The sequence below is a fragment of the Corallococcus interemptor genome (assembly GCF_003668875.1).
GTDB lineage: Bacteria > Myxococcota > Myxococcia > Myxococcales > Myxococcaceae > Corallococcus > Corallococcus interemptor.
On record NZ_RAWM01000013.1, the window covers coordinates 95,003 to 109,309 of the forward strand.

11 protein-coding genes are annotated in these 14,307 nt (G+C 70.7%); 7 read left to right on the plus strand and 4 right to left on the minus strand.

The window, feature by feature from the left end; translation table 11 throughout:
- Positions 1 to 12: 12 nt before the first annotated feature.
- Together D7X96_RS07540 and D7X96_RS07545 are read left to right on the plus strand one after the other, a co-directional pair.
- On the plus strand, positions 13 to 2,748 hold the full coding sequence (locus tag D7X96_RS07540) for a GDSL-type esterase/lipase family protein (protein ID WP_121723079.1): 2,736 nt from the start codon (positions 13 to 15) through the stop codon (positions 2,746 to 2,748).
- 3 nt (positions 2,749 to 2,751) lie between these two features.
- On the plus strand, positions 2,752 to 4,224 hold the full coding sequence (locus tag D7X96_RS07545) for an MBOAT family O-acyltransferase (protein ID WP_120550049.1): 1,473 nt from the start codon (positions 2,752 to 2,754) through the stop codon (positions 4,222 to 4,224).
- Between the two features lie 14 nt (positions 4,225 to 4,238).
- On the opposite strand, the gene D7X96_RS40805 is transcribed toward D7X96_RS07545, so the two are convergent.
- Positions 4,239 to 4,700, minus strand: coding sequence for a hypothetical protein (locus tag D7X96_RS40805; protein ID WP_233609794.1), 462 nt, complete (start codon positions 4,698 to 4,700; stop codon positions 4,239 to 4,241).
- A 101-nt stretch (positions 4,701 to 4,801) separates the two neighbouring features.
- On the opposite strand from D7X96_RS40805, the gene D7X96_RS07555 reads away from it, so the two are divergent.
- The 5 genes from D7X96_RS07555 (at position 4,802) to D7X96_RS07575 (ending at position 11,589) form a co-directional block, all read left to right on the plus strand.
- Positions 4,802 to 6,004 carry a sensor histidine kinase gene (locus D7X96_RS07555; protein WP_121723078.1) on the plus strand — a complete coding sequence of 401 codons (1,203 nt, stop codon included), beginning with the start codon at positions 4,802 to 4,804 and terminating at the stop codon, positions 6,002 to 6,004.
- Positions 6,001 to 7,356: a sigma-54-dependent transcriptional regulator gene (locus tag D7X96_RS07560; RefSeq protein WP_120550047.1), complete on the plus strand. Its 1,356-nt coding sequence runs from the start codon at positions 6,001 to 6,003 to the stop codon at positions 7,354 to 7,356. The genes D7X96_RS07555 and D7X96_RS07560 overlap by 4 nt, the downstream gene beginning before the upstream one ends.
- 135 nt (positions 7,357 to 7,491) lie before the next feature.
- Complete coding sequence (locus D7X96_RS07565; RefSeq protein ID WP_121769350.1) at positions 7,492 to 9,786, plus strand: BamA/TamA family outer membrane protein; 2,295 nt, start codon at positions 7,492 to 7,494, stop codon at positions 9,784 to 9,786.
- Positions 9,787 to 9,789: 3 nt separating this feature from the next.
- Entirely contained in the window at positions 9,790 to 10,383 is a 594-nt protein-coding gene (locus D7X96_RS07570; RefSeq protein ID WP_120550045.1) for a hypothetical protein, read from the plus strand.
- Positions 10,384 to 10,470: 87 nt separating this feature from the next.
- A complete protein-coding gene (locus D7X96_RS07575) occupies positions 10,471 to 11,589 on the plus strand; it encodes a PDDEXK nuclease domain-containing protein (protein ID WP_121769351.1) in 1,119 nt (372 codons plus the stop codon).
- Here D7X96_RS07575 and D7X96_RS07580 read toward each other — a convergent pair.
- The 3 genes from D7X96_RS07580 to D7X96_RS07590 form a co-directional block, all read right to left on the minus strand.
- Entirely contained in the window at positions 11,586 to 12,533 is a 948-nt protein-coding gene (locus D7X96_RS07580) for a methyltransferase (RefSeq protein WP_233609793.1), read from the minus strand. The genes D7X96_RS07575 and D7X96_RS07580 overlap by 4 nt on opposite strands.
- 101 nt (positions 12,534 to 12,634) lie before the next feature.
- A complete protein-coding gene (locus D7X96_RS07585; RefSeq protein WP_120550043.1) occupies positions 12,635 to 13,258 on the minus strand; it encodes an NUDIX hydrolase in 624 nt (207 codons plus the stop codon).
- Between the two features lie 14 nt (positions 13,259 to 13,272).
- On the minus strand, positions 13,273 to 14,166 hold the full coding sequence (locus D7X96_RS07590) for an undecaprenyl-diphosphate phosphatase (protein WP_120550042.1): 894 nt from the start codon (positions 14,164 to 14,166) through the stop codon (positions 13,273 to 13,275).
- Between the last annotated feature and the right edge of the window lie 141 nt (positions 14,167 to 14,307).

Genomic DNA, 14,307 nt, shown 5'->3' on the forward strand with positions numbered 1-14,307 from the left:
CATGCCCGGGCGTTGAGCCTCAAGCCCACATCCACCGGATGGACGCTGGCCTTCACCGTGCTGCTGGCGGTGGGGTTGTCCCTGGCGCCATTGCCGGAGAAGTACCGCCCCCTCCCCAGCCTCCGTCAGGAAGGTTCGCTCGGGCCCAAGCTGGCGGCGCTCGTGCTGCCCGCGTCGCTGCGGGGCGTGAAGGCCCCACGTCCGCCCGCGGATGGCCTGGCGCCGGATGCTCCGCCCGCCGCGCTCGCGGAAGCGGACACCGCCGCCAACGACACGGATCCGCAGGCGGGCCCGCAGGTGGGGGAAGCCCTCGCTGTCCCCGGCATCGGCCTGGAGGAGTTGAGCGCCCCCACGCTGGCGACCGCGCGGGAGCTGGAGGCGCTGCGCGAGCGCATGGGCGCGAAGCACGTGGACATCGAGCTCAACTGCCGCAAGGCGCGCGCGGACGGCTCGTGTGAAGAGGACGGCCTGGCGCCGTTCATGAAGGCGCTGGGAGATTTGCGCGCGGACGCGCGGCGCACGCCGGTGCGGGTGGTGCACCTGGGCGATTCGCTCATCGCCTCTGACTACATCACGGACGTGGTGCGCGACCGGCTGCAGGAGCGCTTCGGTTCGGGCGGCCCGGGCTTCCTCTACATCCACCGGCTGGCGAGCGCCGGCCGCGCCACGCGCGCGGGCACCGCGAGCACGGACGGCTGGAAGATGGAGCGGCTGGTGGACACGCACTGGCCCAGGGACCGCGTGGGCTGGACGGGCGTGGCCTTCTCCACGAGCGGCCCCGCGCAGGCCACGCGCTACTCCGTGGAGGGCGCGCGCGAGGCGGAGCTGTTCTTCCTGGCGCAGCCCGCGAACGGCTCCGTGCAGGTGGCGGTGGACGGCAAGAACACGCAGCGCATCCAGACGCGCGCGTTCGGGCCCAAGGCGGAAGCGGCCTTCGCGCGGCTGAAGATTCCCGAAGGAGCCAAGACGCTGACGCTCACCGCCAGCGGCAAGACGGAGCTGCACGGCGTGTCGGTGGAGTCGGGCACGCCGGGCGTCGTCTACGACACGGTGGGCCTGCTGGGCGGCATGGCGGAGGTGTACCTGCGCGCGCAGCCCCAGGCGTTCCGCGCGCAGCTCAAGCACCGCAAGCCGTCGCTGGTGGTGTTGATGGTGGGCGGCAACGAGGCGTTCTTCCTCTCGCGCGAGCGCACCACGCTGGACGAGGTCCGCTCGCAGATGAAGGAACTGGTGTCGCGCGTGCGCACGTCGGTGCCGGACGCGGCGTGCCTCGTCATGTCGCCCATTGACGCGGGCGTGCGCACGCTGAGCGGTGAACTCATCACGCGCCGGCACTCCGCGGAGGTGGCGGAGGTGTTCCGTGAGCAGGCGCGCGCGGGAGGCTGCGCCTTCTACGACACGCTGGCGGCGATGGGCGGCGAGGGCTCCGCGCTCAAATGGCTGGAGTCCGGCCTGATGCTGGAGGACCTGGTGCACCCGCGCGTGCGCGGCTCCAACCTGTTGGGCCACCTGTTCGACCTGGCGCTGCAGCGGGCCTTCGCGCGCACGCATCCGCCTCGCGTGCCGGGCGCGGATCCGACGGGGCTGCAGAACGCGACCCCGGCGCTTCAGCACACGTTCGCCTCGCTGGCCCGCCGCGAGTCCGGCGCGAAGCTGCGCGTGGGCATCGCGCAGCTGGGCGCTTCGCACACGGCGGCGCACTCCTTCTCCGACAAGGTCCGCGACGCGCTGACGAAGCGCTTCGGCGACGCGGGCCGGGGCTTCATCGCGGCGGGCAAGCCGTCCTCCCGGCTGGAGGCGGCGCACGTGACGCGCACGCTGGACGGCGCGTGGACGGTGGAGGACGCGAAGGCCACGCCGGGAGGGCTTTGGGGCCTCACGGGCATCCGCGCGGTGGGCGCGCCGGGCGCGAGCCTGGGCATCTCCTTCTGCGAAGGCTGCGCGGAGGACAAGGACCGCCAGGGCCGTTTGGATTTGTACGCGCTGGACGCGCCGGGGGCCGCGGCGCCGGAGATCACGGTGGACGGCGAGGCGATTGCGCCGGAAGCGCCGCCGCCGGAGCCGCTGACGCAGCCCACGGTGCGCATCCGGTCGTTCCCGGTGACGGGCGTGGCGCACTCCGTCCAGGTGAAGGTGCCGGAGGGTGGCGGGAGCGCGACGGTGCTGGGCGCGTCGCTGGAGTACGACACGCCGGGCCTGGTGTACGACGCGCTGGGCTTGCCCGGGGCCACGGCCTTCACGGCGCGGGACATGGATGCGCAGGCGATGGACGCGCAGCTGACCGCGCGGCGTCCGGACCTGCTGGTGTTCTGGTACGGCACCAACGAGGCGGAGCTGCCGGGGCTGGACGCGAACGGCCTGCGCCAGGACTACGCGGCGCTGATTGCGCGGATGCGCAAGGCGACGAACGCGGAGTGCTTGATCATCGGACCCACGGACCGGCTGGCGCAGGACTCGAGCGGCCGCTGGGACGAGGCGCCGTCCCTTTCGAAGGTGCTGAACACGCTGCCGCAGGTGGCGAAGGACGCGGGCTGCGCGTACTGGTCCGCGCGCGCGGCGATGGGCGGCGAGCGCTCCATGCAGCGCTGGCAGCGCCAGCCGGTGCCGCTGGGCCACGCGGACGGAGTGCACCTGACGCCGCAGGGGTACGCGGTGCTGGCGAACGCGTTCGTGAAGGACCTGATGGCGGCGTACGAGTCCACGAAGAAGGGCGGCGAGCCGACGGCCTCCGCCGCGGGAGCGCCCTGAGCCGTGCTGTCCCACAGCCTCCAGTACGTCGTCTTCGTCATCCTGGTGTTCGCGGCCTACTGGGCGGTGCACCGGTATTACTGGCCGCGGATGCTGTTGCTGCTGGCGGCCAGCCTGCTGGTCTACCTGTCCTTCCTCCAGGTGCCGCTGCTGGCGTTCGTGGGCGGGATGCCGCCAGGCGCGCTGGTGGTGAAGCTGGTGCCGCTGTTCATCTTCGTGGCCGGCGTGACGGTGGACCACCTGCTGGTGAAGGGAATGGGGGCCACGGAGCGGCCCGGGCTGCGCAAGGCGCTGGTGGTGCTGTCCATCGTCTCCAACCTGGGGCTGCTGGCGGGCTTCAAGTACCTGGAGCTGCTGCGCAGGACGGTGTCGTCGCTGTTGGGGCCGTGGGGCGTGGAGGTGCGGCCGGAGCCTTTCCATCTGTTGTTGCCGGTGGGCCTGTCGTTCTTCGTGTTCCAGTCCATCAGCTACACGGTGGACGTGTACCGGGGGAAGGCGAGCTCCGAGCACTCGTTCGTGGAGCACCTGCTCTACATGCTGTTCTTCCCGCGCGTGTTGAGCGGGCCCATTGTCCGCGCGTCGGAGCTGATGGCGCACTTCCGGGAAGTGCCCACGCTGTCCTCGGATGACGGGAACAAGGCGCTGTTCCGCATCGCCGTGGGGCTGGTGAAGAAGCTGGTCATCGCGGACGTGCTGGGCAGCGGCATCGTGGATCCGGTGTTCGGCAGTCCGCACGCGTACTCGTCGGCGGAGTGCGCGGTGGCGGCGGTCGCGTACACGCTGGAGCTGTACTACGACTTCTCGGGGTACTCGGACATCGCGATTGGGGTGGCGTCGCTGTTCGGGTTCAAGTTCCCGGAGAACTTCGCGCGGCCGTACCTGGCGAAGAACCTGTTCGAGTTCTGGAACCGCTGGCACATGAGCCTGTCCTCGTGGCTGCGGGACTACCTGTACATCCCGCTGGGCGGCAACCGCCGGTCGAAGCCTCGGGTGTGTTTCAACCTGATGATGGTGATGGTGCTGGGAGGCCTGTGGCACGGGGCGGACTGGCGCTTCGCGGTCTGGGGCGCGGTGCACGGCGTGGCGCTGTGCGGAGTGCGCTGCTGGTGGTGGTTCAAGGGCAAGGAGCAGGAGCCGGGCCCGGTGCGCGTGGCGTTGGGGATGTTGGCCACGTTCACGCTGGTGGTGTTGACGCGAGTGGTGTTCCGGGCGCCGGACATGGCGCACGCGGGAGAGTTCTACGCGCGGATGCTGGCGGGAATCCCGGGCCTGGCCAACGTGGGCCCGCTGGTGTGGAGCATGCTGGCCATCGCGGTCATCGCGCACACGCTGCCGATGAAGCTCTACGACACCGCGGCGCTCGTCTTCCTCAAGATGCCCGCGCCCGCGAGGGCCGTGGTCCTGGTGCTCCTGGGCCTCGGCATCCGCCAGCTCTCCACCCTGGAGACCCGCCCGTACGTGTACCTGCAGTTCTGATGCTGCAGGTTCGCTCAGGGCATGTACGGATATCGCGCCAACACCCTTCCCTCGGGTGAGACGGCGTACAGCTCGAATTCGTCGTACGCGAGCACCGAGCCGGGCGCCCAACCGCACTTGTCGGGCCGTGGGTTGATGCGGACGAAGTAGATCCCTCGCTCCTCCCCTACGATGACCTCCATCCCCTTCGCCGAATAGGTACAGCTCTTGGCGTACTCCTTGGGGTAGCGGGAGAGGAGCCGCTGTAACGCGGCGTGCGCGGCAAGGACCGCGGGCCCGTCCAGGGTCGCCAGGGGCTGAAGGTCGTCGGGCCACTGGATGCCTTCCGCACCAACTGTGGCGGCGGGAAACGCGGGGTTCCTCACGATGGAATGCGCGGGCCGGGCCGGCGGCTCCGTTCCTCCGTCCTGGAGAAGCGACACGAGGAGAAGCAGTGCGTGGGGTCTCAGCATGGGCGTCGCCTCGAGTTGAGCCATGCCCCGTCTATCACCGCAATGTGTGAACGCGCGGCCTGGCCTGGCGGGAACTCCAGCGGCAGTGGGTATATGAACAGCGCACCATGCGCCGTGCGCCATCCATGCGCCCTCCCCCGCCTCCGTTCCGCTTCCGCCGGCGACTGCTGGCGGTGATGCTGCTCGCGGGACTCATCCCACTGGCACTGCTGGGTGCCCTCGCCCAGAGCGTGCTGGACCGCGTGCTCTCCATCTCCATCGCTCCCGTGGAGGCCGTGCTCGACAACGTCTCCCACGAGCTGAGCCGCAGGGGACTGCCGCCGGATGCGCTCGACGAAGCACGGTTGAACCTGGCGCAGGCGGAGCTGGCGCGACGGGCCCTGGTGCGCCGCGTGCCCGTGTTCATCGCCGCGGTGGGCGTCATCGCCGCCGTGGTGCTCACCGTGTCCGCCGTGCTCCTGGGCCGCGTCCTCACGCGCCCCATGGCCACGCTCCTGGACGGCATGCGGGCCTACTCGCGAGGCGACCTGTCGGTCCGCCTGCCCGTCCCCGAACCCGCGCGCGACGAGCTCCAGTTCCTCCTGGGACAGTTCAACCGCATGGGCCAGGAGCTGCTGGAGCAGCGCGAACACCTCAAGGCCGCCGAGCAGATCGCCGCGTGGCAGGACGTGGCCCGGGCGCTCGCCCACGAGCTGAAGAACCCCCTGACCGCAATGAGGCTGTCGCTCGCGCGTCTGTCTCCGCGGGATGCCGACACCCCGCCCGACCCGACGCGGCTCGCCGAAGCCGTGGCGCTCCTCCAGGAGGAGGTGGACCTGCTCATGCGCATGACCCAGAGCTTCTCCACCTTCGCGCGCCTGCCCGCGCCCCGCTTCCAGGACGTGGCGCTGCGCCCGCTGCTCGCGGAGGTGTGCGCGCTGTACTCGGGCACCTCCCCCGTCCCCGTGGTGCTGGACCCCGGCGACGAGGTGTCCCTGCGCGCGGACCCGGACGGACTGCGCCGCCTCTTCGGCAACCTGGTGAAGAACGCCACCGAAGCCTCTTCTCCCGACGCCCCACCCGTCCACGTGGCGCTGCACCGGGCGGAGGACGGCCGCGTGCACGTCATCGTGAGCGACGGCGGCAGCGGCGTCCCGGGCGTGCTGGAGGGCCCTGCCCTCACCCGAGGCCTCTTCAGCACCAAGCCCGAAGGCAGCGGGCTGGGCCTGCCCATCGCGCAGAAGATCACCCACGAACACGGCGGCACCTTGAGACTGGAGCCCGGCGCCCGGGGCGGCACCCGGGCCCAGGTGGTGCTGCCCTCCGACGCGTCCCAGGGGGCCACATGAAGACCGGAGCCCGCATCCTCATCGTCGACGACGACCCCGGCGTCCTCAGGGCCGTGCGCGGACTGCTCCAAGATGGAGGCTTCACTCCCGTGGAGGCCCGCTCCACGGCGGAGGCCTCGCGTCTGCTCGAAGCGCCGGACGCGCCGCCCGCGCTGATGCTGCTGGACCTGCGCATGCCGGGCGAGACGGGGCTGGAGCTGCTCGCGCGTCTGCCCAAGCCGCTGCCCGTGCCGGTGGTGGTCCTGTCCGGCGAAGCCTCCCCCTCCGAAGCGGTGCAGGCCCTGAAGCTGGGCGCCACGGACTTCGTGGAGAAGCCTCCATCCCCCGAGCGGCTGCTCACGGCGCTGCACAACGCGCTGGCCCTGGGCGCGCTGCGCGAGGAGCGGGAGCGATTGCTGGACGCGCTGGCCCAGCCAGGGCACCTGGTGGGCGAGAGCCCGGCCATGGAGTCCCTGCGCCAGCTCATCGCGCGCGTGGGCCCCAGCGACACGGCGGTGCTGATCACCGGCGAGACGGGCACCGGCAAGGAGCGCGTGGCGCAGGCGCTGCACAAGGCCTCCGGGCGCAAGGGCCGGCTGGTGGCGGTCAACTGCGCGGCGATTCCCTCGACGCTGCTGGAGAGCGAGCTGTTCGGCCACGAGCGAGGCGCCTTCTCCGGCGCGGTCGCACGGCGCGCGGGCCGCTTCGAACAGGCCCAGGGCGGCACGCTGTTCCTGGATGAACTGGGGGACATGCCGCTGGAGCTCCAGGCCAAGCTGCTGCGAGTCCTGGAGACGCGTCAGGTGGAGCGGCTGGGAGGCACGCTGCCGGTGCCGGTGGACGTGCGCATCCTCGCGGCCACGCACCAGGACCTGGGCCGGGCCGTGAAGGAAGGCCGCTTCCGGCAGGACCTCTACTTCCGGCTCAACGTCCTGCCGCTGCACCTGCCGCCGCTGCGCGAGCGCCCCGAGGACCTGCTGCCCCTCGCGCGGGTCTTCGCCGCGGAGCTCGCCGGCCCCCGCACGCCGCTCGTGCTCGCGCCGGGAGCGGAGGCCGCGCTCCGCGCCTACCCGTGGCCCGGCAACGTGCGGGAGCTGCGCAACGTCATCGAACGGCTGAACCTGCTCCGGGGTGACGGTCCATTGGAGCTGGGACCGGACGCGGTGGCCGCACCGGCGGCGGCCGCGCCCGCGCCGCGCAGGTCGCTGGGGGACAAGAGCTACCGCGAGCACGTGGAGGACTTCGAACGGGACCTCATCCGCGCCGCGCTCCGCGAAGGTGAAAGCATCGCCGGCGCCGCGCGCCTCCTCCAGGTGGACCGGGGCAACCTCTACCGGCGCATCAAGGCCCTGGGCCTGCCCGTCACCTCGTGAGCCGCGATGTCACGGCCACAACCGCCCGATACATCCGGATGTGTCCATGACATCCGCCCGCCTGCCCGCCCTCCGTGGTTCCGGGCACTTGCCGTGAGCCCCCACCTGGAACGAACCCTGCTCCTGCTGCCCGTCATGAACCGACTCGCACTGGCACTCTGCTTCCTCTCGCTCACGGCCCTGGGCCAACCTCCATCGGAAGGCGAAGCCGCTTCGGAGGACTCCGTCGAATCAACGTGCCCGGAGGGCTTCAACACCGACGAGGGCGACCTCTCCGACTCCACGGTGCTCGGGGCCATGCAGGTCGAGGTCGACGGCCGGGGGCTCGCGCCCACGGGTCTGGAGCTTCACGGGCTCCAGCGGCTCACGGATCCGCAGGTGCGCAAGCTCGTGGGCGCACCTCCCGCGGACACGTCGCGCCCCCTGACGGCCACGGAGGTGCAGCCCCTGCTGCATCGCCTGGCACGCACCGGACTCTTCGCCCGCGTGGAGCCCCGCGTTCGCGTCAGTGAACAGGGCCCGGCCGTGCTCGACGTGACGCTGGAGGAGAACCCCACGGTCACGTCGGTGGTGGTCGAAGGACTCCAGGACCTCCAGCCCCAGGAGCTGTGGGGCTCGCTGTTCGAAACGTCCTCCCGCTCCGACCCGGACTACGACGATGACGACGACGTCACCACCCTGCGCATCCGCACCCGCGACGGGAGCTTGAAGGTCGTCAGCCCGTGTCCGCCCCCGCACCCGCCGCGTCCCTGGCTGGCGAGGAGGGAGGGCGGAGCCTTCCGTCCCGGCATCATGCTGGGAGGCCTGGACGCCGCGCTGGACCGCGTCCTCAAGACCCTCCGCGAGAACGACGGCTATCTGCTCGCGACGGTGTCCGCCACGCTGTCCCCCGAAGGCCAGCTGACCCTCACGGTGGACGAAGGCCAGCTGGAGTCCGTGGAGGTGCGGGGCGTGGACGAGGCCATGGCCACGCGCGTGCAAGAGGCCCTCGGGCTGCGGCCCGGCGACGTCTTCCTGCGCAGTGATGCCCGCCGCGCCATGAAGCGGATGGAGTCACGGCTGCCCTTCCTGCGCGCGGTGGACAGCGAGGACCTGGACGAGGAGCGCACGGGCGTGCGCATCGTCGAGGAGCGCGGGACCGACGGCACGCGGACCTACCGCACGCAGGAGGAATCGCGGCGCAAGTCGCGGCGCCGCGAGCGCGTGGACTTCGAGGTGGGCTGGGCCCGGATGTTCAACATCGAGAGCGACGTGGCGAGCGACGGCCTCACGCTGGAGGGGAAGCGGCTCATCGTGCACGTGCGTCCGCGTCCGCCGGACCTGGACGTGGATCTGCTGCCCGTGCACACGCAGGTGACGGGCTTCGCCCCGGGGCTCAAGGCGAGCCTGCGCATCTTCGACTCGCGGGACCGCGTGCACACGACGCTGGAGGGAGCGTTCTTCATCCCCCTGCGGCTGGGTGGGCAGCGCATCCCGGGCGACCCGGAGGGCACGCGCCGTCAGCGCCACGTCAACCTGCTGGGCGGAGCCAAGGTGCAGCTGCCCTCGCTGGGCATCGAGGAACTGGGCGCGCAGGTGCATGACTTCATCGACACGCTGGACCGCTGGCGGCTGGGGGACTTCGACTCGTACTTCTACTCGTTCCTCATCAACCGGCCGGACCGGGACTACTTCCGCCGCGAGGGCTTCACGGCCTTCGCCACGTGGCGCTGGGCGAAGTCGTGGCTCGCGGGCGTGGAGGTGCGCGGTGACACGCTGGGCTCGCTCCAGTCGTTCACGCCGCCGCTGAGCCTCTTCCGGAGCGACGACCCGCCGTTCCCGAACGCGCCGGTGAACGAGGGCCGCTTCCGTTCAGCGGTGGTGCGGCTGGAGTACAGCAGCGCCGCGGAGCGGGGCACGCGCGTGGGGTCCCTCTTCCGCACGCCGGAGACGGCCCTCTTCGAGCGCCATGACAACTGGAAGCGCGAACCCTTGCTGCGAGGCTTCGTGACGCTGGAGGTGGGCGAGGGCCCGGGGGCGGGCGGAATGGACACGCGCTTCTGGAAGCTGGTGGGCGACGTGGCCATGGACCTGCCGATGAAGTGGGACACGGGGCTGAGCCTGCGCCTGCGGGCCGCGACGGGTCACGACCTGCCGCTGCAGAAGCAGGAGGCGCTGGGAGGTTGGAGCGCGCTGCGAGGCTTCGGCTTCAAGGAGTTCCGGGGCGGAGACAGCTCGGTGCTCGCGAGCGCCGAGTACCGCTGGGACTGCCTGGGCGTCTTCGCGGACCTGGGCTCGGTGCACGCCGCGAGCGCGTGGTCGGACGCCAAGTTGAGCCTGGGAACCAGCCTCCACCTCGGTGACGCCGTGCGCTTCGAGGCCGCCTGGCGCATTGACGAAAGAGCCCGGCTCGCGCCCGAGGCGCGCCTGCTGTTCAACCGGACCTTCTGAGCCATGGGAAGGCACGGAACACAGAGCAGGCCTGGCGCGGCGCTCATCGTCGCGGCGTGCCTGCTCACGTCCGGAGCGCACGCGGAAGAGGCCTCCGCCGCGTGCACCGCGACGCTCTCCGGAAGGCGCGTGATGGTCCGGCCGGAGGCACGCGCCTTCATCTCCCCGGAGCTGGACCGGCTGGTGCGGCTGGGCCTGGCGGGGAAGCTGGAGGTGGAGCTGACGCTCTGGAAGCGCCGGGCCTTCTGGTTCGACGCGAACCTGGACAGCGCGCGAATCACGCAGGTGCTCGCCTTCACACAGGAGGGCTACGTCCTGGACGGGCGCGAGCTGACCGGAGGCGTGGGCACGCTGGAGCTGGAGCGGGTGGCCTGGACGCTGGATGCCAGGCCCGAGTCCGACGAACACTTCGTCGTGCAGGTGGAGGTGAGGCTCCAGGTCGTGACGGCCACGAGCCTGGGCCGCATGGCGCGCTGGCTCACGCAGGGAGAGCCCACGTCCTCCGGCACACCGGTCCTGACCAGCCTCCTGCGCTCCGTGGCGGAGGACCTCGCGAGACAGGCCTCCGGTCGCTGCGACGTGAGCCGCCAGCCCTGAGCCGAACGCCGCCGTTTCCGGTGCGTCGTGCTTGCGGTACCGTCATGGGTGTCGTCGTGCGCTCGGTACGGACGGCGATCTCCTGCCATGACCTTGCGCACGAAGAAGGCTTCGAGAAAAACGCCTGCCTCCCTCATCTCGCCTCCCTCGGGATACGCGGCATGGCTCGCCGACGTGAAGGCACGCATCCATGCAGCGCAGCAGCGCGCGGCCCTGGCAGTGAACCGCGAGCTTCTCGCACTCTACTGGCGGATCGGTCGTGACATCCTCGTGCGGCAGCGGCGAGCGGGCTGGGGGACAGGCATCGTCGACCGCGTCTCCGCGGACTTGCGCGCAGCATTCCCAGAGATGAAGGGATTCTCCCGGGCGAACCTGATGTACATGCGTGCCTTCGCGGAGGCCTGGCCGGACGAGGCCTCAATCGTCCAACAGCCTGTTGGACAATTGCCCTGGGGCCACAACCTCGTACTGCTCACCAAGCTCAAGACGAAGCAGGCACGCCTCGCCTACGCGATGCGAGCTTCCGAGCACGGCTGGTCACGAGCGGTCCTCACACTCCACATCGAACAACGCACGCTTGAGCGCGAAGGCAAGGCCGTCACCAACTTCGCGGAGCGGCTGCCCGAACCCAGCTCGGACCTGGCGCGCGAGAGCCTGAAAGACCCATACCGCTTCGACTTCCTCACGCTCGGCGCCGATGCGAATGAGCGCGAGCTTGAAGATGCCCTCGTCACGCACATCTCGCGTTTCTTGATCGAGCTTGGCGCGGGCTTCGCGTACGTCGGTCGACAGGTCCATCTGGAGATTGATGGCCGGGACTTCTACCTCGACCTGCTCTTCTACCACCTGCGACTCCGCTGCTACGTCGTCGTCGAACTCAAGGCAGGCGAGTTCGAACCCGAGCACGCCGGCAAGCTCAACTTCTACTTGAGCGCCGTCGACGCGACGATGCGCGGCGAGCACGATGGCCCCAGCATCGGAATCCTCCTCTGCAAGACCAAGAGCCGCGTCATCGCCGAGTACGCCCTGCGCGACACGAACAAGCCGATGGGCGTGGCCGAATACCAGCTCGTGCAGACGTTGCCGGGGCGGCTCGAAGACAGCCTCCCGAGCATCGAGCAACTCGAGTCCCAGCTGGAGGATTCATCCGAGCCCGGAATCCGTCACAAGGCGCGGAAGAAGACTCCGCGAGGAAGGCAGCCCTAACCCCGCCGGGCCACCAGGGCCACCAGGGCGATGCGCTCCACGCCCGCGTAGGGCTCCTTCTCCAGCTCCTCGCCGAACACGTCCGGATCCAGCTCCTCGTAGCGCACCTCCGAGAGCGGTGCTTCCCGCCACACCGGCTCCAGCGCGGTGCGCAGCAGGTCCTCTCCCTCCACCACCGGCGCGCCCGTGTAGAGCACCAGCGTGCCGCCCGGCTCCAGGCGCTCCACGCTCTCCCGCACGATGCGCACCGACAGCTCCGTGCCGTGCGTGCCGCCACCGTCCCGGTACGTGCGCCCGTCCGTGTCCGCCAGGTACGGCGGGTTCGCCATGATCAAGTCGAACCGGCCCGACACGTCCCGCAGCAGGTCCGAGTGCACCGCCTCCACCCTGGCCGCGTTGTTCAACTTCGCGTTCACCCGCGAGAACTCCAGCGCCAACGGGTTCAGGTCCGCGAGCACCACCGCTTCACTCCGCGCCGCCACCGACAGGCCTCCGGCCCCGGAGCCACACCCCAGGTCCACCACGCGCCGGAACGAACCCGGCACCTTTCGCAGCAACGCGCAGAACCGGTAGGTGTCCGGCCCGAAGAACACCGCGTCCTTCTCCGACGTGGGCCACGCGGAATGGACATACAGCCCCGTCCCCAGGCTGGAGAACCGCACCCGGCTCCGGTGCGTCCCGTCCCTGCAGTCCCCCAGCGCGCCGGCCTCCTCCAGCAGCGACACCAGCCGGGGCTCCAGCACGCCCGGACCCAAGGGACGGCTCCACCCGAACACGTCCCGGACCGAATGGGCCCGCTCCGCCCCCGGCCGCGCGTTCACCCGCCGGTGCGTCTCCGGAGTCACCGTCGTGAAGGTGTAGCCCCTGGCGCGCAGCTCCTCCCCCAGCGCCACCAGCGCGGCCTCCCTCACCTCCATGGCCCCGTGCCCATTGCCACCATCCACGTCGCGTCCCTTCGAAGGGTGTGTCCTCAACGTGGGACCGCCCCTCCAGGGCGACAAGGCGTCCTCCCGCCCGAGCCGCCCGCCAGCACGGGCCCCGCGACTCAGCGCTCAGCAGGCAGGGGAGCGTCCAGGAGCCCCTGGATGCCCGGCACCTCCGCCACGAACTGCAGGAAGTTGCGCACGATGCGCCCCGTGGCGCCCCAGATGACGTGCTCGCCGTGCGTGTAGAAGTGCACGTCGTGCTCCATCCCCTCCCACGTGTGCCGCTCCACGCGGAGGATGGCCGGGTCCATCAGGCGCACCAGCGGCACCTCCAGCACCACGTCCACCTCCACCGGGTTGGGGACGTACCTCCCATCCCCCGGGATGACGCCCACGTAGGGCCGGATGCGGTACGCGGACGTGGTGGGCGTTTCGTCCAGGAGGCCCAGTACCCGCACGTGCGCGCGCGCGATGCCCAGCTCCTCCTCCGTCTCGCGCAGCGCTGTCTCCAGCGGGGTGACGTCCCGAGCCTCCTGGCCTCCGCCCGGGAACGCGTACTGCCCCGCGTGCGTGCGCAGGGTGGTGGGCCTGCGGGTGAAGACCACGTGGGGCACCCCGTCCCGTTCGAACAGGGGCACCAGCACCGCGGCCTCCCGCAGCGCCCGGCCCTTCCACTCGAACGTCCGCGCCGGCCTCGCCGTCAGCCGCGTCTCCAGAGCATCGAACAGGGCCTGCACGCGCACGACCTCCCCCTTCCTCAGTCCGTGATCTGCTTCTCCACCGGCGGCTTCGCCGGAGCCTCCGGCGTCGCCAGGTTCTCCACGCCGGACATGGGCTTGAGGATGTTCGCCTGCAACAGCCCCAGCAGCAGCAGCCCCAGCGCGATGCGGTACACCACGAACACCAACGTGGTGCGCCGCTTCAGGAAGCTCAACAGCCACGCGATGGCGGCCATGCCCGACAGGAAGGCCACCAGCGTCCCCACCACCAGTGCCAGCGTCGACGGACGCTCCGTGGCCTCCAGCAGGTGCTTCAGTTCGAAGATGCCCGCCAGCGTCGTCGCCGGGATGGACAGCAGGAACGAGTAGCGCGCCGCGTCCTCGCGCTTGAGCCCCAGCGACAGGCCGCCCGTGAGCGTCGTGCCGGAGCGCGACGAGCCCGGCACCAGCGCCAGCGCCTGCCACAGGCCGATGATGATTCCGTCCCGCCACGTCATGTCCGCCACGGTGCGCTGGTGCGACGCGCGCTTCTCCACGACGAACAGCACGATGGCCAGCACGATGAGGCTGCCCGCGATGACATAGAGCGACCGGAACTGCGTCTCGATGAGCTTCTTGAACGCGAGCCCGCAGATGCCAATGGGCAGCGTGCCCACGCCCACGAACCACGCGAGCCGCGCCTCCAGCGTGCCGAACGGGTCCCGCTTCACCAGGCCCACGACGAACGCCTTCACCAGCGAGACGATGTCCTTGCGGAAGTAGATGAGCACCGCCGCCACCGTGCCCAGCTGGATGATGGCCGAGTACGCCGCGCCCGGATCCGGCCAGCCGAACAGCTCCGGCGTGATGCGCAGGTGCGCGGTGGAGCTGATGGGCAGGAACTCCGTGAGACCCTGGACCAGACCCAGGACGATGGCTTCGAGCAGGCTCATAGGGGGCGTGGCCGCCAGGGATATGCCCTGCCCCCCTGCCCCGCAAGCGCGAAGGTTCCCCACACCGGCGCCCGGGTCCGCCATTCGACCGTCCAGCCGTCCACACCGGGAACCCGGGTAGGCTCCGCCCCCGCCATGCCC

Excerpts from the sequence above, each read along its gene's own strand:
- D7X96_RS40805 (WP_233609794.1), bottom strand. The coding sequence starts at position 4,700 with ATGGCTCAACTCGAGGCGACGCCCATGCTGAGACCCCACGCACTGCTT.
- D7X96_RS07555 (WP_121723078.1), top strand. The coding sequence starts at position 4,802 with ATGCGCCCTCCCCCGCCTCCGTTCCGCTTCCGCCGGCGACTGCTGGCG.
- D7X96_RS07560 (WP_120550047.1), top strand. The coding sequence starts at position 6,001 with ATGAAGACCGGAGCCCGCATCCTCATCGTCGACGACGACCCCGGCGTC.
- D7X96_RS07565 (WP_121769350.1), top strand. The coding sequence starts at position 7,492 with ATGAACCGACTCGCACTGGCACTCTGCTTCCTCTCGCTCACGGCCCTG.
- D7X96_RS07570 (WP_120550045.1), top strand. The coding sequence starts at position 9,790 with ATGGGAAGGCACGGAACACAGAGCAGGCCTGGCGCGGCGCTCATCGTC.
- D7X96_RS07575 (WP_121769351.1), top strand. The coding sequence starts at position 10,471 with ATGACCTTGCGCACGAAGAAGGCTTCGAGAAAAACGCCTGCCTCCCTC.
- D7X96_RS07590 (WP_120550042.1), bottom strand. The coding sequence starts at position 14,166 with ATGAGCCTGCTCGAAGCCATCGTCCTGGGTCTGGTCCAGGGTCTCACG.